This window comes from Nocardia sp. NPDC058658, from assembly GCF_042716665.1.
In the GTDB taxonomy this organism is placed as follows: domain Bacteria; phylum Actinomycetota; class Actinomycetes; order Mycobacteriales; family Mycobacteriaceae; genus Nocardia.
Genome location: NZ_JBHXRR010000016.1, coordinates 17,565 through 43,218, shown reverse-complemented (window position 1 = coordinate 43,218; position 25,654 = coordinate 17,565). Strand labels below are relative to the sequence as shown.

Annotated in this window: 24 protein-coding genes; 4 read left to right on the top strand and 20 right to left on the bottom strand. The window is 63.1% G+C overall.

Annotation, left to right across the window (positions count from 1 at the left end):
- The first annotated feature begins 40 nt into the window (after positions 1 to 40).
- Both ACFWUP_RS21310 and ACFWUP_RS21305 read left to right on the top strand, forming a co-directional pair.
- The gene (locus ACFWUP_RS21310) at positions 41 to 1,735 is read left to right on the top strand and encodes a sodium:solute symporter family protein (RefSeq protein WP_379236841.1); all 1,695 of its coding nucleotides are present in this window, start codon (positions 41 to 43) and stop codon (positions 1,733 to 1,735) included.
- Positions 1,736 to 1,746: 11 nt separating this feature from the next.
- The gene (locus ACFWUP_RS21305; protein WP_379236839.1) at positions 1,747 to 1,995 is read left to right on the top strand and encodes a hypothetical protein; all 249 of its coding nucleotides are present in this window, start codon (positions 1,747 to 1,749) and stop codon (positions 1,993 to 1,995) included.
- A gap of 4 nt (positions 1,996 to 1,999) precedes the next feature.
- Here ACFWUP_RS21305 and ACFWUP_RS21300 read toward each other — a convergent pair whose 3' ends face one another.
- The 12 genes from ACFWUP_RS21300 to ACFWUP_RS21245 form a co-directional block, all read right to left on the bottom strand.
- Complete coding sequence (locus tag ACFWUP_RS21300) at positions 2,000 to 3,583, bottom strand: alkaline phosphatase D family protein (RefSeq protein WP_379236837.1); 1,584 nt, start codon at positions 3,581 to 3,583, stop codon at positions 2,000 to 2,002.
- Between the two features lie 47 nt (positions 3,584 to 3,630).
- Positions 3,631 to 3,963, bottom strand: coding sequence for a hypothetical protein (locus tag ACFWUP_RS21295; RefSeq protein ID WP_379236835.1), 333 nt, complete (start codon positions 3,961 to 3,963; stop codon positions 3,631 to 3,633).
- Positions 3,964 to 4,028: 65 nt separating this feature from the next.
- Positions 4,029 to 5,465, bottom strand: coding sequence for a PepSY-associated TM helix domain-containing protein (locus ACFWUP_RS21290; RefSeq protein ID WP_379236833.1), 1,437 nt, complete (start codon positions 5,463 to 5,465; stop codon positions 4,029 to 4,031).
- 179 nt (positions 5,466 to 5,644) lie between these two features.
- Positions 5,645 to 6,205 carry a hypothetical protein gene (locus ACFWUP_RS21285; RefSeq protein ID WP_379236831.1) on the bottom strand — a complete coding sequence of 187 codons (561 nt, stop codon included), beginning with the start codon at positions 6,203 to 6,205 and terminating at the stop codon, positions 5,645 to 5,647.
- A gap of 55 nt (positions 6,206 to 6,260) precedes the next feature.
- The gene (locus ACFWUP_RS21280; protein ID WP_379236829.1) at positions 6,261 to 7,910 is read right to left on the bottom strand and encodes an acyl-CoA synthetase; all 1,650 of its coding nucleotides are present in this window, start codon (positions 7,908 to 7,910) and stop codon (positions 6,261 to 6,263) included.
- Positions 7,911 to 8,036: 126 nt separating this feature from the next.
- Positions 8,037 to 9,665 carry an acyl-CoA synthetase gene (locus tag ACFWUP_RS21275; RefSeq protein ID WP_379236827.1) on the bottom strand — a complete coding sequence of 543 codons (1,629 nt, stop codon included), beginning with the start codon at positions 9,663 to 9,665 and terminating at the stop codon, positions 8,037 to 8,039.
- A gap of 136 nt (positions 9,666 to 9,801) precedes the next feature.
- Entirely contained in the window at positions 9,802 to 10,293 is a 492-nt protein-coding gene (locus tag ACFWUP_RS21270) for an ArsR/SmtB family transcription factor (RefSeq protein ID WP_379236825.1), read from the bottom strand.
- 84 nt (positions 10,294 to 10,377) lie between these two features.
- Entirely contained in the window at positions 10,378 to 11,307 is a 930-nt protein-coding gene (sph, locus tag ACFWUP_RS21265; protein ID WP_379236823.1) for a sphingomyelin phosphodiesterase, read from the bottom strand.
- 199 nt (positions 11,308 to 11,506) lie between these two features.
- Positions 11,507 to 12,139 carry a hypothetical protein gene (locus ACFWUP_RS21260; protein WP_379236821.1) on the bottom strand — a complete coding sequence of 211 codons (633 nt, stop codon included), beginning with the start codon at positions 12,137 to 12,139 and terminating at the stop codon, positions 11,507 to 11,509.
- 176 nt (positions 12,140 to 12,315) lie between these two features.
- The gene (locus ACFWUP_RS21255; RefSeq protein ID WP_379236819.1) at positions 12,316 to 12,693 is read right to left on the bottom strand and encodes a hypothetical protein; all 378 of its coding nucleotides are present in this window, start codon (positions 12,691 to 12,693) and stop codon (positions 12,316 to 12,318) included.
- Positions 12,690 to 12,992, bottom strand: a complete 303-nt coding sequence (locus ACFWUP_RS21250) for a type II toxin-antitoxin system Phd/YefM family antitoxin (protein WP_379236817.1) — start codon at positions 12,990 to 12,992, stop codon at positions 12,690 to 12,692. Before ACFWUP_RS21250 ends, ACFWUP_RS21255 begins: the two co-directional genes overlap by 4 nt.
- 41 nt (positions 12,993 to 13,033) lie before the next feature.
- Positions 13,034 to 14,017 carry a diiron oxygenase gene (locus tag ACFWUP_RS21245; protein WP_379236815.1) on the bottom strand — a complete coding sequence of 328 codons (984 nt, stop codon included), beginning with the start codon at positions 14,015 to 14,017 and terminating at the stop codon, positions 13,034 to 13,036.
- A gap of 164 nt (positions 14,018 to 14,181) precedes the next feature.
- On the opposite strand from ACFWUP_RS21245, the gene ACFWUP_RS21240 reads away from it, so the two are divergent.
- A complete protein-coding gene (locus ACFWUP_RS21240; RefSeq protein WP_379236813.1) occupies positions 14,182 to 15,144 on the top strand; it encodes a DUF5996 family protein in 963 nt (320 codons plus the stop codon).
- A gap of 30 nt (positions 15,145 to 15,174) precedes the next feature.
- Here the strand turns inward: ACFWUP_RS21240 and ACFWUP_RS21235 are convergent, their stop codons facing one another.
- The 7 genes from ACFWUP_RS21235 to ACFWUP_RS21205 all read right to left on the bottom strand — a co-directional run bounded on the left by ACFWUP_RS21235 (position 15,175) and on the right by ACFWUP_RS21205 (position 24,424).
- The gene (locus ACFWUP_RS21235) at positions 15,175 to 15,942 is read right to left on the bottom strand and encodes a protein NO VEIN domain-containing protein (RefSeq protein ID WP_379236811.1); all 768 of its coding nucleotides are present in this window, start codon (positions 15,940 to 15,942) and stop codon (positions 15,175 to 15,177) included.
- A 1,090-nt stretch (positions 15,943 to 17,032) separates the two neighbouring features.
- A complete protein-coding gene (locus tag ACFWUP_RS21230) occupies positions 17,033 to 18,316 on the bottom strand; it encodes an asparagine synthase-related protein (RefSeq protein ID WP_379236809.1) in 1,284 nt (427 codons plus the stop codon).
- Positions 18,313 to 19,527 carry an MFS transporter gene (locus tag ACFWUP_RS21225; RefSeq protein WP_379236807.1) on the bottom strand — a complete coding sequence of 405 codons (1,215 nt, stop codon included), beginning with the start codon at positions 19,525 to 19,527 and terminating at the stop codon, positions 18,313 to 18,315. The genes ACFWUP_RS21230 and ACFWUP_RS21225 overlap by 4 nt, the downstream gene beginning before the upstream one ends.
- Before the next feature lies 1 nt (position 19,528).
- Positions 19,529 to 20,275 carry a phytanoyl-CoA dioxygenase family protein gene (locus tag ACFWUP_RS21220; RefSeq protein WP_379236805.1) on the bottom strand — a complete coding sequence of 249 codons (747 nt, stop codon included), beginning with the start codon at positions 20,273 to 20,275 and terminating at the stop codon, positions 19,529 to 19,531.
- Between the two features lie 212 nt (positions 20,276 to 20,487).
- Positions 20,488 to 21,753, bottom strand: a complete 1,266-nt coding sequence (locus tag ACFWUP_RS21215; RefSeq protein WP_379236980.1) for a DUF692 family multinuclear iron-containing protein — start codon at positions 21,751 to 21,753, stop codon at positions 20,488 to 20,490.
- Between the two features lies 1 nt (position 21,754).
- Positions 21,755 to 23,350 carry a glycosyltransferase gene (locus ACFWUP_RS21210; protein WP_379236804.1) on the bottom strand — a complete coding sequence of 532 codons (1,596 nt, stop codon included), beginning with the start codon at positions 23,348 to 23,350 and terminating at the stop codon, positions 21,755 to 21,757.
- A 153-nt stretch (positions 23,351 to 23,503) separates the two neighbouring features.
- Entirely contained in the window at positions 23,504 to 24,424 is a 921-nt protein-coding gene (locus ACFWUP_RS21205; RefSeq protein ID WP_379236803.1) for a LysR family transcriptional regulator, read from the bottom strand.
- A 375-nt stretch (positions 24,425 to 24,799) separates the two neighbouring features.
- On the opposite strand from ACFWUP_RS21205, the gene ACFWUP_RS21200 reads away from it, so the two are divergent.
- Positions 24,800 to 25,270: an LLM class flavin-dependent oxidoreductase gene (locus ACFWUP_RS21200; protein WP_379236978.1), complete on the top strand. Its 471-nt coding sequence runs from the start codon at positions 24,800 to 24,802 to the stop codon at positions 25,268 to 25,270.
- Here ACFWUP_RS21200 and ACFWUP_RS21195 read toward each other — a convergent pair.
- Entirely contained in the window at positions 25,267 to 25,392 is a 126-nt protein-coding gene (locus tag ACFWUP_RS21195) for a hypothetical protein (protein WP_379236802.1), read from the bottom strand. The two genes, ACFWUP_RS21200 and ACFWUP_RS21195, sit on opposite strands and share 4 nt — an antisense overlap.
- Between the last annotated feature and the right edge of the window lie 262 nt (positions 25,393 to 25,654).

The window sequence follows — 25,654 nt, the reverse complement described above, 5'->3', positions numbered from 1 at the left end:
GCTCGTGTGCCGCCCGGCTCCAGGCCAGGAGGAATACGCTGTGCTAGAGGCATCTTCGACACTGAGACTCGACGCCGCCCCCGTCGACTACGCGCTGGTCGCCCTGTATTTCGTCTTCGTCCTCGGCATCGGCCTGATCGCCAGGCGGCGGGTGTCGAACAGTGTCGACTTCTTCCTGTCCGGCCGCTCACTACCCGCCTGGGTGACGGGTCTGGCGTTCATCTCCGCCAATCTGGGCGCGGTGGAGATCATGGGTATGTCCGCGAACGGCGCCCAATACGGTTTCCCCACGTTCAACTACTTCTGGATCGGCGCGGTCCCGGCCATGCTGTTTCTCGGCGTGGTGATGATGCCGTTCTACTACGGCTCCAAGGTGCGATCGGTGCCGGAATTCATGCGAAGGCGCTTCGGTACCGGCGCGCATCTGGTGAACGCCTTGAGTTTCGCCCTCGCCCAGGTGCTGATCGCGGGCGTGAACCTCTACCTGCTCGGCACCATCGTGAACGTGCTGCTCGGCTGGCCGCTGTGGATCTCGGTGGTCGCGGCCGCGGCGATCGTGCTGTCGTATGTCACCCTCGGTGGGCTGTCGGCCGCGATCTACAACGAGGTGCTGCAATTCTTCGTGATCGTCGCCGCGCTGCTGCCGCTGACACTGGTGGGTCTGCACCGCGTCGGTGGCTGGGATGGATTGCAGGCCAAGGTAACCAGCTCGCCGGGCGGTGCCGAACAGCTGCAGACTTGGCCGGGCAATGCGATGAGCGGGTTCACCGACAACTTCGCCTCGATCATGGGCATCGTGTTCGGTCTCGGTTTCGTGCTCTCCTTCGGCTATTGGACAACGAACTTCGTAGAAGTGCAGCGCGCGTTGGCAACTCACTCGATCTCGGCCGCACAGCGCACGCCCATCATCGGCGCCTACCCGAAGATGTTCATTCCGCTGATCGTGGTGATTCCCGGCATGATCAGCGCGGTCCTGGTGCCACAGATGATCGAGTACAAGCAGCAGGTGGCCGCGAATCCCGACTTCGAGGGCGATGTCACCTATAACCAAGCGCTGTTGTTCTTGATGAAAGAGGTTCTGCCCAACGGACTTCTGGGCGTCGGGCTCGCAGGTCTGCTCGCGGCGTTCATGGCGGGCATGGCGGCGAACGTCTCCGCGTTCAACACCGTGTTCAGCTTCGATCTGTGGCAGCAGTATGTCCGCAAGGATCGTCCCGACGGGTACTACCTGAAGGTCGGCAGGCTCGCCACGGTCGGCGCGACGGTGGCGGCGATCTTCACCGCGTTCATCGCGGGCGGGTTCAGCAACATGATGGACTACCTGCAAACCCTCTTCAGCTTCTTCAACGCGCCGCTGTTCGCGACCTTCATCCTCGGCATGCTGTGGAAGCGGATGACACCGACAGCGGGCTGGGTCGGCCTGGTCAGCGGCACCCTCGCCGCCGTGTTCGTGTTCCTGCTCAACGAGACCGGGGTGACGAACCTGTCCGGGCAGGGCGCCAGCTTCGTCGCCGCGGGCGCGGCCTTCGTGGTCGATATCGCCGTCAGCGTCGCGGTGACCATGGTGACCCAGCCGAAACCGGCTGCCGAGCTCGTCGGCCTGGTGTATTCCGAGACGCCGAAGGCGATGCGCGAAGACGCCGACGCCGACTCGCTGCCCTGGTACCAGCGCCCCGTCCTGCTCGCCGGGATCGCGCTCGTGCTGGTGATCGCGCTCAACATCATCATCGGATAAGGAGTCCCGCAATGCTTTTCGATATCCGCACCATGATCGGTGCGCTGCTCGGCAGCTACGGCGTGATCCTGGTGATCACCTCGTTGCTGCAGGACAGTGCGACCCAAGACGTCAAAACCGGTGGCGTCGATGTGAATCTGTGGGCGGGCCTCGGCATGTTCGGGTTCGCGGTCGTGTTCATCGGCTGGGCGCTGCTGCGTCCCGTGCAGGTCCCCGAGACCACGACGATGACGATGGAGGAATTCACCCCGGATCCGTGACACCTCACGCCGGGGTGGCGCCGGGGATCCCGTCCTGCACAACGAAACTCGCACGGGTGCTGATCGGCGCTCCGGGGCTGCTGACATAGGGAACCACGCGGAAGTCGTTGCGCCACTGTCGATGATCGAGATCGACTCGTACGTAGCCGCGCTGCCGGTTGTGGAACTTGATGTCGGGGTTCGCGGCCAGCAGGGCGCGGCCGCCGTCGGTCTCATCGGCACCGTCGCTGCCGGTGCTGATCGAGGTGCCGGTGATTTCGGTTGCCACGACTGGTGATTCGGGATCGGCGTAGTCGCGGCGGAGGTCGGCGACGTAGTTCTCGTGCCGGTCGCCGGTGATCACCACCAGGTTGTCGACCTCGTAATCGGTCGCCGCGCCGAGAACCGTATTGCGGTCGGCGACATAGCCATCCCAGGCGTCGGTTCCGAGCAGCAGATCGGGGCCGGGGGCGTAGTCCGACTGGGCCATGGCGACCTGGTTGCCGAGTACCTGCCAGCGCGCGGTCGAGGTGGCGAAGCCGTCGACGAGCCAGTCCCGTTGGGCCGCACCGAGAATGGTGCGATCAGTGGCGAAGCGGTCGGCGCAGCCGAGCACCGCGGAGCCGTCGCCGCAGGCCTGGGGGGTGCGGTATTGGCGGGTGTCGATCATGGTGAACTCGGCCAGATCGCCGAACCGATAGCGGCGGTGCAGGTGCGCCGACGGGCCGGCGGGGAGCTGGGCAAGGCGCATCGGCTGGTGTTCGTACATGGCCTGGAAGGCGGCGGCTTTGCGGCGACGGTACAGCGGCGGCAGGCGATACACGTCGAGGCCGAGACCGGGACTCTCACCGGCCCAGTTGTTGTCGAGTTCGTGGTCGTCGAGGGTGACCAGCCACGGGAACGCGGCGTGCGCGGCCTGCAGTGGTGCTTCGCCTTTGGCCTGGGCGTAGCGCAAACGGTAGCCGGTGAGGTCCACGGCCTCGCCGTGGAGTTGCGGCGGCGGCTCGGCCGCGCCGCGGCGGGCCAGGATCCAGGAGGTTTCGTAGATGTAGTCGCCGAGGTGCACGACCAGGTCGAGGTCTTCGGCGCTGAGATGTTCATAGGCGGTGTAGTAGCCCGAACTCCACGATTGGCAGGACGCGAAGGCGAACCGCAGCCGCTCGGTCGGGCTGTCGAGCGCGGGCGCGGTGCGGGTGCGGCCCACCGGCGAGATCGCCGAGCCCGCCCGGAACCGGTAGTAATACCAGCGGTCCGGTGCGAGCCCGGCGACCTCGGGATGCACACTGTGCCCGAACTCGCGGGTGGCCACCGCCGAGCCCCTGACCACGACTTTCGTGAAGCGTTCGTCCTCGGCGACCTCGTAGTCGACGGTCACCGGGGCGATCGTCATCCCGCCGTAGCCGTCGGGTGCGAGCGGATCGGGGGCCAGTCGCGTCCACAGCACCACCCCGTCCGGGGTCGGTTCGCCGGAGGCGACCCCGAGCGAGAACGGTTCGCCGAGCGTGCGCGGCGCGGGAAACCTCGCACTGCTCACCGCCGACACCCCGACCAGGGCGGCGATCGAACCTGTCACGCTGCCGCGCAGGAGTTTTCGACGAGACAGGGTCATCCTCGGATCCTTTCACCGCGGCGGCGAACCTGCCCACCGATGCGGTGTCAGAGTCGGAAGATCCGCGAACCCGAGGCCCAGCCCGCGCTCGACCAGTTCGGTCCGAAGCACGACACCGTGCCCGCCTGGCCGACGGGCAGATCCTGGCGGATCGTGAACGGGCCGACGGCCAGCGGTGCGATGTTGTATCCGAGGCAGTCGACCTCGAGCCGATAGGTCCCCTCGCCGCCGTAGCACCCACCGTTGAACGCCCACGGACCGTTCATCGAGCCCTGACAGCCGGCATCAGCGGCGGCTGTGCCCGCACTGATCCCGGTCAACGCGACCGCGACGATCGGGGCGGCCAGGGCCATCGCTACTGCGCGAGCTGAGGTTCTCATGGGGGAGCTCCGATCATCGAGTGGCATGGGTTACATGGGATGTTTCCTCGATAGTTAGCTTTGCGTTACACCTTGTCGGTCCGCGCGGCGAGTCCCAAGGCCACGTCGATGAGCAGGAACACGACCAGGCTCACCCCGATCAGCGGAACGAACCAGCCGACCGCGACCGCCGCGGCCACCATCGGCACGGTGATCCACAGCGAGGTGCGGCGCAGCACGCCACGGCGCGGCGGGACGGGCAGCGCCGACTTCCGTACCGGCCGACGCTGCCACCACATGCGGTAGCCGAGCACGATCACGGTGACCAGCCCGAGCATGATCGCGAGCAGCAGCAACTGGTTGATCAGGCCGAACAGCAGGCCCATATGGAACGCGATGCCCCAGCTGGTGAGCTTGGCCATCAGCGGCCAGTCGGCGAACGCCAGTCGGTCGGTGACCGTGCCGGTCTCGCCGTCCACGGCCAGCGCATCGATGGTGAAGGTGCCGGGCAGGCGCAGTTCCTTGATCGCGAAGGCCTCGTCCGGTGTCGCCGGAACCGCGATCTCCGCGCCCTGGGTGATGCCGTTGGCGCGGGCCACCTCGTACACGCGATCGAGTTGCGCGATCCGGGCCGCCGGGTCGACGGGCGCGGGTGCGGTGTGGCCCGCGCTGCGATGATCGCTCGGGGCAGCAGCGTCACCCGACTTGGCGACGGTGACGGCGGGCGTGGTCCAGCTCAGTTCCTCGCGCAGCTTCGTGACGTTCTCGCCCGCATAGGTCGACCACGTCATGCCGGTGGCCGAGAGCAACAGCACCACGGGCAGAATCCAGACACCGATTGCCCCGTGCCAGTTCATCTTTCGACGCCGGGTCTGCGACAGATCAGGCTTGACCAACCACTGTGCGGACCGGCGGCTCTTCCGTTTACGTACCCGATGCACCCACAGCACCAGCCCGAACAGCGCGATCACCCACAACCACGACGCCGCCAGTTCGCTGTAGAGCCTGCCGGGCTCGCCCAGATGCAGGCTGCGATGCAACTCGCTGAGCCAGGTCCGCAGCGGTAACGCCCCACCACTGCCGTACACCACGGATTCGCCGACCGGCTGCGCGGTGTGCGGGTCGACGAACACCGACAGCCGCTCCGAATCGCCGAGGGTCGGATCGTTGAACAGCACGCGTGTGGTCTCGCCGTCGCTCGGTGCCGGGGCGACAGCGACGAGCGTCAGGTCAGGACGCGTCGCGACAGCCGCACCCACCTGCGCGGACAGGCCTTGATCAGGGCCGGTGGTGTCGACCCGCAGCAGATCGCGCGAGACGAACCCTTCGATCGTCGGCGCGATCGCGTACAGCGCGCCGGTGAGCGCGGCGATCAGGATGAACGGGGCAACGAAGATCCCCGCGTAGAAATGCAGGCGCACGGCCAGCGGATAGAGGCGGCGGCCCCGGCGCGAACGGGCGCCGGCGATCGGGGGTGCCGAGGGTGAGTTCTCCTCGACCGGACGAGTGTCCGTGATGCTCATAGCGATTCATTTCTCGAGTTCTGGAAACCCCAGTGCGCGCGGAAATGCCCGGCCGTCCTCGCACGTCGACCACCACGCTCACTGGAGACATGGCTCATCGAGCGATCGGCATCGAGCCGTGTGCGCGAATGCGAGAACAGCGCAGGACGACAGGTCCGTGCACTGGGGTGAGGGAGAGTTCAGAAACCGATCGCGAGTGGGGGAGCGCGGGTGCGTAGCGACTGCGTGGCGAAGATTCGCAGGATGACGCGGTCGCGGTGGGTCAGGCGCAACGGCGCCCGGTCGGGGATGCGGGGAGTGCGGTAGCGCAGCGGCAGGATGCGTGCCAGGACGGCGCTGCCGATCCGGTACGCGGCCTCGGCGCCGATGATGACGACGGCCGCGAGCAGTGCGGCGACGGTGTGGGCGGTGAGCATGCCGAGTCCGAGGGAGTCCTCAGTCGAGTGCGCGTGCCCGGACCAGCTCATCGTGGTGTGCCCGATCAGCTGGCCACCCAGCAGCACCGCAGCCAGCCCGACCGCGCCCTCGCGCAACGGACCGATCCCGGCGACGAGCGCCCCGACCACCGCCGAAGCCGCCGCCAGCAACACGATCGCCGTGCTCCCCGGCAACGCCCCACCGGCAGCCGTCCCGTGCGCGGCCAACGCCAACGCCCCTGACATCGAGCCCGCGCAGGCACCACGCAGCCGCGCGCCGACAGCACGCGACGGCGCGGACGCCTGCTCGAACCCGATGATCACGCGCTGATGATAGACGACCGGCGTCGCCCGCCCAGGTCAGACGGTCGAACCGAACTCAGTCCGACTCGACCGCCAGCTCGATCAACGGCTTGCGCAGCAGCTTGCCCGTCGCGTTGCGTGGCAGCTCGTCGACGAAGATCACCTCGCGCGGCACCTTGTACCGGGCCAGGTTCTCGCGGACGTACTCCTTGATCTCCTTGGCGTCGCGCTTGGACTCCGGCCCCGGCACCACGATCGCGCGCAGCCGTTTGCCGTAGTCGTGGTCGTCGACGCCCACGACCGCGGCTTCGAACACGTCGGCGCGCCCGGCGATGAGGTTCTCCACCTCGAGGGGGAAGACGTTCTCGCCGCCGGAGACGATCATGTCGTCGTCGCGGCCGTCGATGAACAGCAGCCCGTCGGCATCGAAATGCCCGACGTCACCGCTCGACATCATCCCGTCGACCATCTCCTTGTTCCGGCCGTCGGTGTACCCGGTGAACGCGAAACCGTTGTCCACGAAGATCGTTCCGGTGACATTCGGCTTCGTGATCGGCTTGCGGTTCTCGTCGAGCAGCACGATCCGGATACCGACCGGCGCCTTGCCCGCGGTGGTCGGCGCCTTGCGCAGATCCTCCGGCGTTGCCACGGTCATCACCGCGCATTCGGTGGAGCCGTAGAGGTTGTAGAGCGAATCACCGAAGTAGTCGAGGGTGCGGGTCACCACGTCCGGCGGGATCGCCGAGCCCGCGGCGAAGACCACCTTCATCGTCGACGGGTCGTACTTCGCCAGGATCTGCTCGTCCAGATCCATGATGCGCTGCAACATCGTCGGCACCACGATCAGCGAATCCGCCTGGTACTTCGACACATTGGCGAGCGTCTGCTCCGGATCGAACTTGCGCTGCTGGAAGACCACCCGGTTACCGAGGGCCAGGCCAAGGGTGAACTGCGACAGCCCGGTGCCGTGGAAGATCGGCGCCGCCATGATCATGGTGCCGTTGTTGGGCAGCGGCACCCGGTCCACGAACTGCGCTGAGACGAACGGGCTCACCTTGTCGCGTGGGGCGCCCTTGGGGGTGCCGGTGGTGCCGCTGGTCAGGATCACCATGCCGCCGGGCTTGCTCGGCGCGGTGAGCGGCGTGGTCGAACGATCCGCCGACAGCGACGCCACGGTCGGGATCGACGGGTCAACCCCGTGCGCCTCGTCGACCCAGGTGAGCACCCGCGGGATCTCGGCGGGAATCGCGCTCATCAGGTCCATGAACTCGCTGTCGTGCAGCACCGCCTTGACCTTCTCGCGGGCGGCCACGTCGGCGAACTGCGGTTTGGCGAAGCCGGTGTTCATCAGCACCGCGCGCACGCCCAGCTTGCCCGCCGCGAGCAGGCTCAACACCATGCCGCGGTGGTCGCGGGCCAGCACGGCGATCACATCGCCCTCGGTGATCCCGCTGGCGCGCAGGCCGCGAGCGAACGCGCTGGACTGCGCGTCGAGTTCGCCGAAGGTGATCTCACCCAGCTCGTCGACGATCGCGCCCGCCTGCGGCCTGCTCTGCGCGGCGTGCATGACCACGCCGGCGAACGGGCCGAATTTCGTGACGTTGCGAACCGATCGGGCCGCGTGGTCGAGACGCAGCGGGTTGAACAGCTTGCGATCCACCATGACCTTGACGCTGAGCGCGAAGTCCCCGGCACGCCGGGCGGTGGTTCCAAGAGACAGAGACATCGAACAGCCTTCCGGCAGACCGAGCCCGCGCGACACCGCAGGCCGGACCGCTTCTTCGAGATCCAGTGCTGGAACTCACAGTAGCAAGCGATCCGCCCGCGTTGTCTACTCGGCGGTAAGTTCGGATTATCCCTGTGAGACCTCATAATCGACGAGGGTGCGGCGCACGATCTTGCCGGTGGCGTTGCGGGGCAGTTCGTCGAGGAAGATCACCTCGCGTGGCACCTTGAACCTGGCCAGATTCGCCTTGACGTGCGCCTGGAGTTCGGCGGCCTCGACCGTGTGACCCTCTTCGAGAACGACGAAGGCGCGCAAGCGTTTTCCGAATTCCGGATCGTCCACGCCGACGACCGCGACGTCGGAGATCTCGGGCCGCTCGACCAGCAGGTTCTCGACTTCCTGCGGGTAGACGTTCTCGCCGCCGGAGACGATCATGTCGTCGTCGCGGCCGTCGACCATCAGCAGGCCCGATTCGGTGAAGTGGCCCATGTCGCCGCTGGACATGAACCCGTCGATGATCTGCTTGTGCCTGCCGTCGGTGTAGCCCTCGAACGGCGCGCCACTGCGCACGAAGATCCGGCCCCGGGCGCCCGGCGTCGTCACCGGCTGGTCGTTCTCGTCGAAGAGGCGGACCTCGCAGGTGATCGGCGAACGGCCAACTGTCCCAGGCGCTTCCGCGAGTTCGGCCGGGGTCGCGATGGTCGCGATGGCCACTTCGGTCGAGCCGTACAGGTTGTAGAGCACCGGCCCGAACGCCTCGGTGGCGCGGATGCACAGCTCCGGCGTGAGCGCGGAACCGGCGAACAGGATCACCTTCAGCGAGGACAGGTCGTACTTCGCGCGGACCTCGGCGGGCAGGTCGGTCATCCGGTGCAGCATCGTCGGCACGCAGACCAGCATCTCGACCTTGTGCTCGGCGATGGCGGCGAGGGTGGCCTCGGCGTCGAAACGACGCCGCATGACGATCTTGTTCGACAGGATCGAATTGACCAGCCAGGTGCCGACGCCGGTGCTGTGGAAGATCGGCGACACGATCATCGTCGTACCCTGCTTGGGGAACGGGACGCGGTCGACGAACTGCGCGGTGGCCATCGGCGTGACCTTGGTGCGAGGGGCGCCCTTGGGCAGGCCGGTGGTGCCGCTGGTGAGGATGATGAAGCCGCCGGGCTTGCTCGGGGCGGGTAGGTCATCGGTGGTGTTGCTCGCGATGAGATCGTCGAAAGTCGTGGCGCCGGTGGGGAGTTCGACACCCTCGTCGACCCAGGTGAGGTAACGCGGCAGGTCGGCGGGCAGTGCGTCGAGCAGGCCGAGGAACTCGCTGTCGTGCAGGACCGCGACCACCTTCTCGCGCTCGCACACCTCGGCGAACTGCGGTTTGGCGAAGCCGGTGTTCATCAGCGCGATCCGCGCACCCAGCTTGCCCGCCGCGACCATCGACATGATCAGGCCGCGGTGGTCACGCGCGAGGACCGCGATCACCGTGCCCTCGCCGATGCCTGCCTCGCGCAGGCCGCGGGCGATGGCGGTGGACTGCTGGTCCAGTTCGCGGTAGGTGAGTTCGCCGCGCTCGTCGGCGAGCGCGATCTGATCGGGAAAGACACGGGCCGAATGGCGCACCAGGGCAGCCTGCGGGCCGTAGACCCTCGACTCCTTGATCGTCTTCAGTGTCTCCAGGGGCGTCTTCGGGTTCGACACACCGCGCGCACGCAGCACGCCGATCGCTTTCACGCTTTCGAGCAGATGTGACACGTTCACTCGACTACCTCCACTGCATTGATCACTCGACGCTCACCGTAGCAGTCGATGTGTCCTGCATCACAGTAGTCTAGTCGGGCATTTGGGATATTTCCCGAGGACCGGCCCTGTAGCTATCGACAACGCGCATTGCTTGTCAACGTTGGGCGGCGGCCAACACCGCGAGCAACGGCACGAGCCTGCCCTCGGGTACCTCGAAACGACCGAGGCCCGCGGTCTGCAACCAGCCCACCGCGGCCAGCTGGCGCAGATGCTGATAGATCTCGGGCGAGGTGCCCAGTTCTTCGATAGCGGCGAGGTCGGCGGCGGTGCGGCGACCGTAGACGATCTCCTGCAGCAGTCGTAGCCGCACCGGATCAGCAAGGGCAGCAAGGCAATTGGCGGCCTCGATGGTCCAGACGTCGCCGACGATGTCATCGGTGGGGTACTGGGCCTGCCAATCGAACCGCTCGCCGGTCGGCAGCTGCAGCGCCCCGGCCAGCAGCACGCCACCGGTGCGTTTGCCCGCGTCGGCGAATTCCTGCCGCAATCGCGCCACCGCCCACGGCAGCTGCGCGTCCTCGGGATGCGCGTGCTCCAAGGCGGCTACGCGCCGTTCCAATTCTTCGAGTCGGTCGACCAGATCCACGCCGCCAACCTACTGCGTCCGGTCGCGGTGTGGCGGCGCAAACCGTAGGTGAGTCGGGCGAACTCACCTACGGCCCACTGTGGTTCAGCCCGCGTAACCGAAGACTGGGTAGTGGTCGCTGTAGTCGGTATAGGTGTGGGTTTCGCCCCCGGCGGTGACGCTCCACGCGGGGCTCTTCACGCGCCGGGTCTCGTTGACGAATCGCGCGGGCGCGCCGTTGCCCGCGATCGGCAGCACGTAGTCGAGGTGCTCGGAGGCGTATTCGGGACCGTACTGATCCACGCAGACCGTGTTGTCGGCGCAGTCCCAGGAGTGCCGGTGACCGGTGTGCGCGGGCGCGGCCGCGCGGAGTTCGGCGAGCATGGCCGGGTACTCGGCGCTCGACTCGATGACGTTCATATCGCCTGCCACGTACACCGGCTGATCGGCGGGGATCTTGCGGCCGTCGAGGAACTTGCGGATCTCCGCGCGCTGCTGGGCCCGCTTCTGGCCCGGCTGACCGGAGCTACAGCCGTCGTCCTCGGACTGCATGTGGGTGCCGATCACGTGCACCGGACCGCCGGGCGAGGCCAGTTCGACGTAGACGAAGCCCTTGTTGGAGAACCAGTCGCTGCCGCACGCATCGGCGTAGACGTACTGGATCTTGCGGCTGATCGGCCAGCGGCTGGCGACGGCAACGCCACCGTCTTCGGGCGTGGTCGAGGAGTACGAACCCTGGGTGGCGTCCCAGCCGCTGCGGGACCGGCCGAGCACTGGGGTCTGGTGCGGGTAGGTCTGGCGCAGGTTGCCCAGCATTCGATCGGCGGCGGAGTTGTGGAACAGCTCCTGTAGCACCACCACATCCTGGTTGGCGAGGACGTTCTGGGCGGCGATCAAGTCGGCTCGCTGTTCCTGTCCCCAGTTGGGATACAGCGTGCCAGCCAGCATGAACACGTTGTACGACGCGATCCGCGGTGTGACCTGGGGTGCTGCCGAAGCGGGGGTGACGGGCAGAACCGCTGCCGCAATACACAAGGCGGACAAGACTATTCGTTTGAACATGACCAATTTTGATCATGCGTCCAGTTCGATGGCGAGAGATGGACGAGAAGTTCATCGGGCCGCCCGTCTCTCGACGTCGGCCGGTCGTCCAGGTTACAGCGCGGGATCATTTGTAACGCGAACCGATTCGGCCGCGCGCAGCTGGGTGAGCTGTGCGCGGCCGAAGGCTGAACTACCTGGTCACAGCGCCGAACGACGGCTGCTGGATCGTGCCGAGCTTGTAGGCGAACCCGTCCGGGTGCGCGTCCGAAACCGGTACCGACCAGCGGTGCCACAGGGTGCCGTACACCGCGGCCACGATCAGGCCGCCGCCGGTGTTCACCGGTGCGGTGCGGATGGTGGTGTCGACCGGAACGTCCATGTGCTCGGTCAGCACGGCGGTCCCACTCTGGAACGTGTTCAGGTTCAGCCACATGACCTCGAGCTTGGCTCCGGTCTGGTTGGGCGAGATGGTGCCCGGCCCGCCGAAGAAGCCGAAGCGGAAACCGTCGATATCGAGGGCGATACCGGAGCCGTACACGCCCGGTCCGCCGCCGTTCTGGCCGATATCGGAGGTCGCCGGGATCTGGAACGGCTGCGCGGGCAGCGCGACGTCGACCGTGCCGTTGGCGGCGAGCTGGTCGAGGGCGGCGAGTGCGCCCGGGTTGTCCGCCACCGACGTCCGCAGCTGCGATACGGCCGAGGCCACATCGACAGTCTGTGGGGTCGGGTCCGCGACGGCGGGACCGGCGAAGGTGATGGCGACGGCAGCCGACGTGGCGGCTACCGCGGTGGTGATGCGACGCATGAAACTCAGATGATGCATAACCAGCTCTCCTAGAGTGTTCCTGGTAGCGCTTTCCCTGGTGATTCGTCCGCTCTGTGTGTCGGTCGGGGACCGTGTGGTGTTAGCCGCCGACTACTTGTGCACCGTACCCACCGCAGATGTGGCGATGATCACTACCCCTGGGAAAAGCCGTGTTCAGGACCTCGTGGGGTCGGTTACGGCATGTTCGCGATCTCTACTTTGTAGCCGCGATACAGCTCGGGCTTGGCGGTGAGTACCGGCATGTCGAGGTGCTGCGCGGTGAACACCACGGGCGCGATCAGCGGCCAGTCGAGGTGATCGTCGACGATCGGCACGGTGGTGCCGATGCGGATCGCGGTGGGCGCGTCGAGTTCGGCCCAGCGCACGGCGACGCGATTGTCGAGCAGACGCCCGAGTTCATCGATGTTGTCCACGGCGCGCATCGCGGCCATCAGACTCACGGTGGGCACCACCAGGATTCGGCGCTGCTGGGTGAACTGGCGCATGATCACCTGCCCGAACAGCGGCGACAAGGCCAGCGAGGTGAGCGCGGTGTGATCGGCGACGCTCACTGGCGACTGTCCAGCGCGCCCATCAGCTTGCTCAGTTTGGCTTCGGCCTCGGCGATGTCTTCCGCGGAATGCTGGGTGATTCTGGCGTCGAGTTTGCCCAGAATCTGTTCGCGCAGGTCATCATTGAAGTACGCGGGCGGTAATGCCGCGTGCCGCAACACTTCTGCTGGTACCACCGCGACCAATTCTTTCCCCTCCCGAGTCACGATCACCGGCCGTCCGCTCGCGGACACCCCGTCCAAAACACTACCCAGCTGACCACGTAACTCGGTCAGCGGCACACTGTCGTAATCGGCCATACCCCACTGTACAGTCCTGTGTACAGTGGGGAAACCCCTGATCAGGCGACTTTACGGGCAGGTTCGCTGCGGTAACGGGTAACCGGACCGTCGATGCCGAGCAAGCGCCACACCCGCTTGGCGACCGGGTTCATCAGGCCGCTGTTGGTGGCCAGCGCGCGCACATCACCGAAGATGTTGCGCATCGAGGCCTGGGATTCGTTGTTACCCCAGTATGCGTCACGCATGACCTCGGCCGGAATGTCGAACTTCTCGACGAATTCCTTGGGTGGGGTCATGATCATGTCGAGCATGATGCGCATCGCGATCGGAAACAGTACCGACAGTGCGGATTTCGTGACGATGTTCATGCCGGGCACATTGCGGCGCAGATACTCGTGCGCGAACGAGATGTGCCGGGCCTCTTCGGCCACATGGATCTGCATCACCCGGTGCACCATCGGGTGCAGGTCGACGCCGCCACGCAGCAACGACTTCTGCAGGTGATCGATCGGTTCCTCGCCGCCGAGAACCATCGTGAAGAACAGCTCGGGGAAGTACTTCACCGCAGGCCAGATGATCATCGTGAGCTTACGATCGATGGTGCCCATACCGACCACATCGCGATAGCCGATGCGGTTGATCATCTCCTGGAACATCATCGTGTGGTTGCACTCTTCGGCGGCCTCGTGCGTGATGTACCGGAATTCGGGGTCGCCGTTGGGAACCGAGATCAGGTATTGCATCAGCCCGCGGATCAGCAGCTGCTCGAAATCCAGGCCCACCTTGGCGATGCCGGCCTGACGCCACATGCCGATGGCGATCTGCTTGTCGATCGGCTGGGCCTTGTACCAGGGGTGACGGCCCAGCGGGTCCTCGTCGGGCATGATCCAGCGCGGATCGTCGCTGTGCACGGCGAATTCCGGTGCGTCCCAGTCGATGTCGACGTAGGGGTCGAAGTGTCGGTTGACCGAGCCTTCGGACAGGCCGCGAAGGATCTCGTGGTACTCGGGATCGGTAGCGGTGTTCTTGACTGTCGACAGCATCAGCGATGTCTCCTTCGGTATGACGCAGGTCCTACGTTATATGAGACTCAGGGTCTCACACAACCCCTCCGGGGGTAGCATTCGTCGTTGCCGCGCGATCTACCAGCATCAACGTAGGATTGGACACCGCAGGACCCGCCTAACGGTTGACCAGGAGGAATCCGATGGTTCGTTCAACTCCCGCGAAGGCCGTCTGGCCGACTCTGCGCGTCGACTCCTGGTCCGAGACCCGCGACACCCTGCACATGTGGTCGCAGATCATCGGCAAGCTGAAACTGGCCGGGACACCGCTGGTCAACCACTGGTGGAATGTCACCTTCGCGGTCAGCGCGCGCGGGCTGGCGACCGGCGCCATCCCCGTCGACTGCCGCCTGCTCGACATCGAATTCGACTTCGTCGATCACGAGCTCGTCCTGCGTTGCAGCGACGGCCGCCACGCCACGATCGCCCTTCGCCCACGCACGGTCGCCGACTTCTACGCCGAACTCGGCCACGTGCTCGGCCGCCTCGACATTGTGGTCGACATCGAGGCCTCGCCCAACGAGGTCGACCCGGCCATCCCCTTCGCCGAGGACACCACCCACCACTCCTACGACGCTGACGCGGTCCACCTCTTCTGGCAACAGCTCGTCCAGATCGAGCGAGTCTTCCAGCTCTGGCGCGCCGGTTTCGCCGGAAAATCCAGCCCCGTGCAATTCTTCTGGGGCTCCTTCGACCTGGCCTGCACCCGCTTCTCCGGCCGCCCCGCACCCCTGCACCCCGGCGGCGCCCCCAACTGCGCCGACTGGGTCATGGAAGAGGCCTACTCCCGCGAATGCGCCAGCGCCGGCTTCTGGCCCGGCGGCACCGAAGGCACCTTCTACGCCTATTCCTATCCCGCCCCCGACGGCTACTCCGCCCGCCCCGCGGGCCCCCACGGCGCCGAATGGGACTCAACCCTCGGCGAATTCGTCCTCCCCTACGAAGCGGTCCGCGATTCCCCCGACCCCGACACAACCCTCCTGAGCTTCCTCGACACCACCTACGCCTCCGCCGCTGACCTGGCCCACTGGGACCGCCCCCTCCTCGACATCAACCCCGACCGCCTCGCCCGCCAACTCCGCACCGACGACACGACCGCCCTCTGACATTGTCGGACAACGAAATCCGGTCGAACCTCACTCCGAGGCGACCGGAAGCTCAGCCCCGCGGCTCGGGTCTCCATGGCTATCCGTCCACGAACCGACGCTGACGACGCTGGAGGGTGCGATGGTGAGGGCAGCGTCGAACTGCATCTCCCGGAGGTCTTCGTCAGCCGGGATGTAGTCCCGATAATGCGCGAGCCGACCACCGCTCGCGATGTACCCCCCGTCGTTAGCGCGGGTGAGCTGGATTCCTGAGACAACAACCAAGTCGATCGGCTGGCCGGAATCGTTTTCGCGGGCATGATCGACTTCATTCGCCATGAGAAAGACGGACAATCCAGCGCCGGTCGTGCCCTTTACCTCGACACGCTTCTCGGCTCCGGCACAGTTGAATTTCAGGTCGTAGGGCTTCCCTACGCGTATGGCGTCGGTCCAGCCCTCCACCGTCTCGAGGTAGCGGATCGCAGTATCCTCGGCGTGCAACTCGACGGCCTTCCGCTTGCGCGGACCATTGATGTAGCCCTGACCTCGGGCGCCGCGTTGCGGGACCGAGGGTATCGAGTCCTGTCCCAGCGGGACCGAGGAGAGTTCACCGGCTTCCCAGCCCGCGCGCTCGAGGAGGCGGAGAAAGTCATCGTCGGCCAGCTCCAGATGCCGGGGCTTGGCATGGGCGACGCTGACTGCCCGGAGTAGATCCTCGGGCAACTCCGCCGCCCTGATCTGCACGATCTCGGCATACGAGGAGATCGCGAACCGGTGGGTATATCGCACCTCGCCGGCGTCCACCTCGTCGGGCCACAACGGTTGCAGTCCCTCGGTGATGACACCCGAGTCGCGACGTGCGATGTTCTACGTCACGGAGGCGCATTCCCTCCACAGGTCGGTCAGCGCCCGCGGACCGTGCGGCAAGCCGTTTACCTCGGAGCAGATCACCAGCCACTCGAAGTCCGCACCGATGCTCTTGCCATGTCGCTCCGGCAGGCCCCCAGAACTGTTCGCGCAGACCCCACGCGACATTCGACGTGAGCTTCTTCGGTACGAACGTCACCACCACTCTGACAGGCATGCAGCACAGCCTACGAAGATGCCTCGGCGGCGGCAATGGACTGCGCGCGGTGCTGGCGTGCCGGCAGGACAGCCGATGATTCTGTTTCCCACCAACGTCTCCTACTGGCTTGAGCAGCTGTCATGTCGACGTACGCTGACCCCTGAGACGTCGGCATTCGACGCCGAATCAGGCCTGTTCAATGGCGGTACCGGAGCATGAAATTGAACCTGACTGAGCTCTCGTCGGCTACGAATGGAGGAACGTCGTGCCACACAGCGGGTCCAAGAAACCGCAACTGCCCCACAACGTCCTCCTTCACCTCCAGCAAACCGGTGTCCTCGTTGAGGATTCGAATGCATGACCGACACCCCAACGGAATTGGAATCTGCACATTTATTCGATTGCCAGTCTGTTTGTCATCGTGCGCCGATATGTAGTCACCGGGACGGTATGCCAGAAAATAGCAGCGACTGAATTCGGCCTGTACGCCGATCACACCACCGACAATGGGAGCCAATTCATTCGCTAGGCGATCAGCAAAGCTTTTCAGACCCGAATTTCTCATCAATTCCGCCTGGACCCGGCTCACAAACGGGTCGACTTGGGGATGTCCGGGATCGAATCGTAGATAGCGACTCCCACCACTTATTCGATGAGATTCCTTATTTAACTCATGCCCGACAACAATCTCCTCGGACTGATCCAGGAGGCGAGACATTATATCCGTCAACGATAATATATCGGACTCACTCACCATGCCGGGAATCTGCGTAAAACGTCGCATCCGATATTCGTCGACGTATGGTCGCAGTATGTTCTCGATAGATCCACCAGCTACGAATATCATCGCCGATGCAATTCCTTGACATAGGCGATAGAGTCCTCCACCGATATTTCACTCGGGCTTGATCCATGGACGAAGATCTGCTCGAAGATATTGACACCAAGGCTAAGCATAGGTTTCATATCTCCTGGATCGCCACTTAGCTCTGCTTGGAGCGTTCTCCAGTGCGAGATCGCGGACGAGGGTAATCCTCGCTTGGTCCGCCTGGCAATTCGACGCAGCTCCGAACTCGGAAGTAGGGTGGCGGACGAGGTCTGAAGTATTTTGTAGCCAGGCCCACCGAGTTCCCCGGTTGTCGCATGGATGGCATTTTCAGGATCGAGCAGAGCGGACCAGGGTGTAGACAACGCATCCGCCGCCAGCATGTGATGAGCGTACGGGCAATACCCATTCGCGCCGATCGTACTGGCACTCTGCTCCAGGATCGCGATGTCACGTGGGATCTGCGTCCGCAACGCTTGAGCCCGAATAGACCCCCGCGATGCATCATTCAGGGCGTTAACCTGTGTTCGCAGCCCGCCCAGTAGAGCGTCCGCCGGTTCCCCTCCGATCACAGTCTCGTACTTATCCGGACCAATTTTCGACAGACAGTCGACAAGGCCGGATGCGAGGAATAGGTCCGGCCGTGGGTCACTGAACGCCGCAATCGCGCTCGGCAGTCCGTACAGAAAGGAGTCATAGCCGAACTCGTAAACGGAGAATGGCACGCCCAGCTCGGTCGCGAGTGCAGTCGCGTACTCGACGTCGTCCGCATTGTGTCCATCATAGACGCATACCGAATCGAAGGTTATGCCGCAGTCCACCATCACAACTGCCAACAACGCGCTGTCGAGTCCGCCCGACAGGAAGAGCAACGGCGGTTCTTGAATATCCGCCTCAACGAGTGCGGCGTGCAGGTGCTCAATTAGCGAAGTAGGCGTCAAAGGTCGGCTGTCGGGCCATTCTTGGCGGTCACGTTCGACGCGGAACCGCGAATCATGTTCGTCGAAATGATATGTCGAGTTCGGGTCAAGTACGACAACATCGCGTATGAACGACATGAGTCCGTCCGGCCAGGAAGATAAAGGCTCTGACTGTAGTCGCGCTACCAGATCATCATCGATTGTGCAGCCTGCGGCCTCCATGGAGACAGCGCGGAGTGAATCCGAGATCGTCCATCCGCCCGTATCACGAAACTTTGCGTAGAGCGGGCTTCCACCGAGTATCCCGGTCTGCACGGTAGTTGTCCCTGGTCTGCGATAAATGGTCGCAGCTCCCATGACCGAATCGCCGGTTGTTGTCATCGTTGTGCCTCCTGCGTACTTTGAATAGTTTCCAGCGGCCTACGCGTAGCCATGAACCCTGCGCAGCCCACGGCCGCAGCAGCTGCAGTCACGCCCACCAAAACCGTCGAGACACTGACGAGCACGCCGCCGACTGCACTGCCCGCTGGGCGCAGGCTGCCAAAGATCGAGTTTGCCAAAGAGAAGACTCGGCCTTGCATCTCCTCCGGGACGCTGACCAAGAACTTCGTATCGGCGAATAGCGATGTCGCGCTGAGCCCTGCGCCAACAAGAAATACCGACGCACCCAACAATCTCAAATCATCAACCAATACGGCAACGACAAATCCTACCCCGAACACCGTGAGCGACAGCGCGACAGCAAGCGAATCATTGCCGACCGACAATCGAGAAATTCGATCGCTGCTGAGCGCGGCAGCAATCAACAACATACCTGCCTGATACGTAGAAAACAGGATTCCGTAGCTCACCCCAGAGTCCGAGTTTCCCGCTGCCAACGCAGGTAACAGGATACTGAATCCGGATGTAAGCATATTTACAGTTGCGCCGATAAGAAGTACAGAGCGAACAACCCTATCGCGGATCATAAATCGCAAACATTCGATGAAACGGACAGGTCGGACATTTTTCTTTGGGCGCATTTTCTCGCTGGCAGCCGGGCGCATCAAGACTAATGTGATTATCACACCCGAAATCAAGAACGTGGCGGCGTCGAAGATCAGGAGTCCACGCTGACCGGCAACTGACACAACTGCCCCACCGATGAGAGGACCGCCTATCAAGGCGATACGACTCGCCGTATGGATTCTGGCGTTCGCGTTACGACGCCCGTCGTCCGGAACGGTACGCCCAATCATCATCTGTACCCCGGGCCCGTAGGCCACACCCCCGAGGGCAGTCGTCAGCATTGCGACCCACAGGACGGTGGAGGCCGAGCTCTCCCCCCGAAGTGCGAGTGCGGCGAGGACGACGAACGCGCCATAATCGGCAAGTAGCACGAGCCGTATCCCGTGGCGTCGGTCCAGCAATGCTCCTACCAGGGGCGACAGCACCACCGTCACTCCGCCGCAAACTGCCAGCATGAAGCCCGCGGTTCGAGCATCCCCATGTCCGTGCACGACAATCCAAATAACACCGGTGAACAGCGCCGTATTGCCAAGCGTGGATACGCCGTTGGCGCCGGCGATCAGCCAAACGGTCAGACTGCCCATCTCAACGAACCGAACCAAGTGCGGGCAAGCCGGCCAACGATGCAGCCAGCTTCGCCACATAGTTTTCGCCCCTGGTTTCCGTCAAAAACTCCTTGCTGCGGTAGTGCACGTATATCGTGCGGCGCTGACCGTCGGTCCTGTTTGGCGGCGACCCATGAAGGATTCCCCGTTCGTGCAGGCAGATCGTTCCTGCAGGGCAGCTCAACTCGACCGCCTCCGCAGCTGGATCGCTAGCTATCTGAGGGTGCTCCCGCAACCAGCCGATCCGCCTTTTGAAGCTCCACCGATGCGATCCAGGTACAACTTGGATAGCTCCGTTGCGAGAGCTCGAGTCCTCCAGGTAAACCGCCAGAACATAGTCATCCGCGGGTCGAGGTTTTCCCACCGGATCTGGGTCGAAGTGCCAGTTCAGCGATCCGCTCTCCCGCGCGCCCTTTATTATCAATTGAGCATTGACGGGCATGGCTCGAGCACCGATCGCCGCCTCAGCTGTCTCAATGATCGGCCTGTGAACCAACAGTGAAGCGAACGCCGGATCAAGAGTCCAGAGGTTCTCGATTCGGCGAACATATCCGAAACCACGATCTCCGTCTCCGTGCCGGTAGTTGTTCTCGGCCGGCGACATGACGACGGCGCGCACAGCATTATCGCTGGCCACCCTCAGGATATCGATCAAGTCATCATCGACTCGTATTGGAGAGACGTAGTATCCCGATTGCCGTAATGTCGCGACGCCAGTCACGATCATCCTCTCTTCGTTGGTTAGAGCTACTGGAGCGAGGTCCACCTCGCTCCAGTAGCTCTGCTACGCGGTGCTTAGACCGGAGTAATGATGACCTGGTCGCAGATGCCGCCGTCGGCTTCCATCTCGATTTCGAACTGGACATCGGTGATCATTTCGCGTTGCGTGTTCATGTGTGTCACCTCCCCTCCGCCTGTGGTAATTTAACACGCACGTGGTTAGCAAACCGCGTGGCGCTTGACTGTTATAGTCAAGTCCGAGTTCCGGCGGAGAACGTAATACTCATTCTCGACGGAAAATTCAACGACAATTGGGTCTTCTGAGTCTTCGGCAAAAATTAACCGTGACAGCTGCGCGTCTATATCTGCGCGCCAGCGGTGCTGCGCAGGCAAAGTCTCGGCGACGAGCGACAGCGCCGCACTCGCCTTATCAGCGGCGGAAGCATACCGTTCGCCTGCCTTTTCGAACACTCTCCAATTGTTCACTATTTGATTCTCGATGATCTCCCACGAGAACGGATACGCCCTTCGGATTGTAGCGCAGGTCCGAGACTTTCGAGAATGCTCGCAAGAATTTCCGATATCGTGAAGGGTGGTTTTGGACTCATGTCGGATGGTTTTTGCGGGCATGGGTCGCGCAGTTGAATTACGCATATGAGCCGGTGATCCACGCAGCGCATCCTTGGCGATATGAGTCGCTTTTTCGAGATCGGCAATTATTTCTGCCGTGCATGCCGCAGGGTCATCACGCTCCAGAGTTATTGCTGTCGAACCGGTTCTAGCTATCGATTCGGATAGCAATCCCCATACTACGTCGGGCACGCCCGAGTTATGTGAATCGAAATAGAAGCCATTGGCAGTTTCTCCACCCGCAATATGTATCTGCGTAACTCGATCCATGGGAAGCTCCGCCAGGAAGGCAAAGGGGTCGAATCCGAAGTTCATAGAGTTGGCGTAAATATTGTGGAGGTCAAGGAGGAGCCCGCACTCAGTTTCGCGCATCACCGATCTTATGAACTCTGATTCTGTCAGTGGCCCCCCAGGGTCGAAAGCGTGTGCGATATACTCAAGAACCACTGGCACCCCGACCGCACGTCGAAAGGAATTCGCGCGCCCTGCCACTTCTTTTGCCATCTCTTCGGAACGTTCAACTGGCAGAAGTTGCCGACTATCACCCCCTTGGTGGAGAGATGTCGAAATGTGGTCACCCACCCATGCTGGCCGTAACAATTCCACGGCCTGTTGCGTGATGCGAACCGAGTCCGATCGAGATGGAAACGACTCGGACCCGAAGGATTGACTTACACCGTGCAGTATGACTGGATACTGTCTGGACAAACGCATGGCCGAGGCGCTCACAGTGCCGTACCCAGTAATGTTCTCTATAGGCATCTCCAAGTGGCCGATCAGTCTGCGCCCGTCTTCAGAGAGGCAGAATTCCCGAAAATTTGGCCGGTATGAGATCCCCACGCTAATTGCATCCATTTCAACCACGCGAGGACTCAATTCTTGACAAGGATGGCAATTCGTCTTGCGATGGCAGCAGGTCGGCATCGCATAGAGCAATTAATCCGCGGTCCGATAGCGCCTGCAAAAGCATGATCTCTCCTGGTTCGAGTTCAACCCGATTCTTGGTTCCGTCGGCAGATCGCAAAAGGGCGAATGCGGTTTCAGGCAATATGTGCTCATGCGGATGACTTCCGGCAGAATGTGCAATAACATAATACTGCTGGTCGGGGAGCTCCGTGTACCGTATTGGTACACGTCGCACAATCCGCGCATTACACGACATCCGATCCGTGTAGTGTAATGCCGCTCTGACTGGTTGATAGGCATCACGTCGCTCACTGCGAAGTACCTGTCGGTCGATACCTCCCTGGATGGGCGCATTCAGCAGTCGGGACACTCGATCTGTCACGACACTCTCATCCGCGGGTTCATCGGGAACAGTCAAGACACGTTCGATGCGATCTACGTACGATGCAAACAGCACCAAGCCGCTCGCGCCAGAAGACAACTGGCCCTGCAGCCAGTCGAAGCACGATTTCCCGAGACCGGCCAACTCGTTGCCGGCGTCACGTCCGCCGAGCAAACTCATCATCTCGCTGTGCGAGGTGGGTAGTCCAAGGCCGGTCATGTGGAAATTTGCTGCGTCGCTCGAATGCAGTGCGACCGGCCGTCCCATTGCTGCCGCTTCGACCGCCGTTAGCCCGTGGTGGTGGGGGACCTCAACGGTTCCGCTGCTACGCAACGCGGCGACCAGCGAAGACCCGGAAATCAAGTCCGGCACTTTCCATGGCCACACAAAGGGCAACGTCCGTAAAGTATTCCCGGACTGAACACCGCTCGACGCTGGCCACGCAGCGTGTCCAACGACCTTGGTTCGGACATCGATCTGCGCGCAGTCATCGACAACTTTTCGAAGGTAACTGTCATCGGCTGGAAGTTTGCCGTAGATCAACACAGTTGGCGGTTCGTCGGGGAGTGGCGCCGGTTCACTCGGCGCCCATGCGGGCGCAGGCGCCGGCAGCGCGTGCAGTCGTCGAGGCGATATACCCATCAACACGAAATAGGCCGAATGTCGAGGCGTTGTCAGTATCGCGGACGAGTCGAGAAGTATCCGATGATACAGAAACTGGCTGTCCCTAGCGCGCATCAATCGTCCGATATCACTACCAGCGTGAGCAGTGACGAGCCGCACACCGATGGTCTTACTGACGAGGTGCGCAGCGACGCCGAACGGTTCCATAAAGGATCCCATAATGACATCTGGTCTATTCCGCTCGGCTGCGGACAGCGCGAGTGAGGCAAGCTGCGAAACTGCTGGCCGCCCCCCAGGATGGCGGCGATAGAATGTATGTTCGGCAGCCTCCGTCCAGTGAATGCTTACCCGATCGCCAACAACATTCAACAGCTCTCGAAGCGGCGCATTGTTCACCCGCTCGTGAGGCTCGGCTGCGAGCGAGTCGGAGAAGATGTGGACTTCGTGACCGCGACGTCCAAGCTCCTTTGCGATGAACAGACCGCGAGCACTCATTCCACCTTGCAGTGGAGGGAACTTAGTGAAGTAGAAGATACGCACGCAACCCCCAGATACCTCCGGGCTCCCGGTCAATTATCAACCGGTTGCTCCGCCTGAAATTGCTCCCTGCTTGTCGGTACCCATTTCATCGGAGAAGGCGGTCACTATCAAGAGCCGTTCAGTGAACCCAGCGATAAGGTCCGCTTATCGAAACTACATGATCGGATACTCTGCTATTATTTCCCGCGCGCAATCCACAAACGCGCGGGCAGCCGGTGTGATCTCGATAGATGACCAGACAAGACCGCTTCGGCTCGGCGTGGGACTCGAGAGGGGGATGGTCGTGACCTGGGGGTGCTGGTGGTACTGATCAAAAGACCTGACTGTGGGGTGTACCACATCGCCCCGCGCCACTTGGAGAAGCAGTTCACTGAATGTACGTACTGCGGGGCCGCGCCGGATCACGCAACCTGATGGCGAGCTCTCAGGGACGAGATCCCGAAGTGCCTCGATCGGAAAGGCTGGAGCACTCGGGACCATATAGTCGGCCACCGCATCCCAGCTTACGGTGTCATGTTTCGCGAGGGGATGGTCTACGGAAACCGCGAGAACGCGGGCTTCGGAGGACAGTAGCGGACCGACTTCTATACCCTCTCGATCGATCGGAAGCCGGGTGGCCAAGAGATCGATCTCCTTGCGGTGCAGGCATGCGATCGGATCTCGGTCCAGCCCCAGATCGAGTTCCTCGACACAGGCGCCTGGATACTTTTGACAGAAGGATCGCACTATTTTCACCATCAACGGTCCACCCGCGACGGGTGTTGTATACCCCAATGTCACTCGTCCAGAGATGCCGCCCGCTATCTCCTCCGCAGCCTCCAATGCGGCGCGTAGATCTCGAAGGGGGCATGCAATACTTTCCTGCAATCTCTTCCCGAGGCTGGTGAGCTCCACTCTGCGGCTAGTCCTCACAAAAAGCGGTCCCCCGACAGCGCGCTCTAGCTCACGTACTATCTGACTAACCCGTGCTTGGGAGAAGCCGAGATCTCGTGCGGCCCTGCCAAAGTGCAGTGACTCTGCGACAGCCAAGAAGATTCGCAAATCCCTGAGTTCTACGTGCTCCCCCGTACTCATATTGACGACCCTACAAGCGGGCCGCTTCTGGAGACTGGCTCGTGTGACCGACATCGCTCAGGCCCACGGACCCCTGCCGAACTGAACACCTTTTGGTCTCATCGCTGCGGTTTCGATCACTAGAAATAGAGCGATGAATTGTGTACCGCAACAGTGGCGTTCGATCATGCTGTCCACTATGGCTAGCTGAGCCCCGGACGCTCGGAAACTACCGACTGGCATCATTAGGCGGTCGGTTCGCCGTCAGCATCAGTGGTGACAGCGGCCTCCGGCGGGGAGCACGTGGTCGCCACCGCCGCCGTCGACACCTTCTTGCGCGCCTACGCGGCACCGGAGAATCCGTGAGCTACCACCCTTTTCGCTTCGGCCTCGTCACTGTTCTCCGCCGACCCGAAGTCGTGGATATCGACCGCGCGATGGGCTGAGGACGCCGGGATCTCCGCGTTGCTTCTGTCCGACCTGCCCGCGCCGGTGTCCGCGCCCCTGACGGCGTTGAGCTACGCCGCCACGACGACAACCACGCTCGAAGATCGGAACATGGTTGCTGGGCAACGACTTCCGCAATCCGTTCGTTCTCGCGCGGAGGCCGCGACCCTGGACCTGGTGTCCGACGGCCGCTTGCAGCTCCGCCTCGGAGCCGGTCAGGCCGCCATCGGCTACGGCGAACTCGGGATAGCCGGCGGGTCCGACCGGGTTCGATTCGAGCGCTGGCCCGCGACGTCGCCACCGTCGACCGGTACTCGGACGGCGGGGTCGAGCTCGGGCTCGGTGCCGACTACGACCGCGCGCAGTTCGACGCGGCCGGGATCCCGTTTCCCTCTGCGGGCGAGCGGGTTTCGCAGCTAGAGCGCATGGTCGCGGAGTTCCGCGAGCCGACGTCCGAGCTCGACCAGTACGCCTGGCTCGAACAGCCCGCCGATCCTGATCGCCGGTCGCGGCGCACGGGTGCTGCGGCTGGCGGATGTCAACGCCGACACCCTGCGCGAAGGGCGAAAGACCCCCGGCCTGACCTACTACACCGTCGAAGTGATGGGCGCTCACCAACTCGGGGACGTTCAACGACAGTGCCTTGGTCCGTGATTGCGGTTCGTTGACTGGAGCCGGCCGTCCAGATGGTGCTTGTGCTGGGTGGTGATTATGCGGGAGCTGCGGACATCGGGCCAGGTGTGTGCGATCGCGGTAGCTCAACGATTCGTTCGCCCGTTGAAAACATGGTTTGGGTGCCGGAAA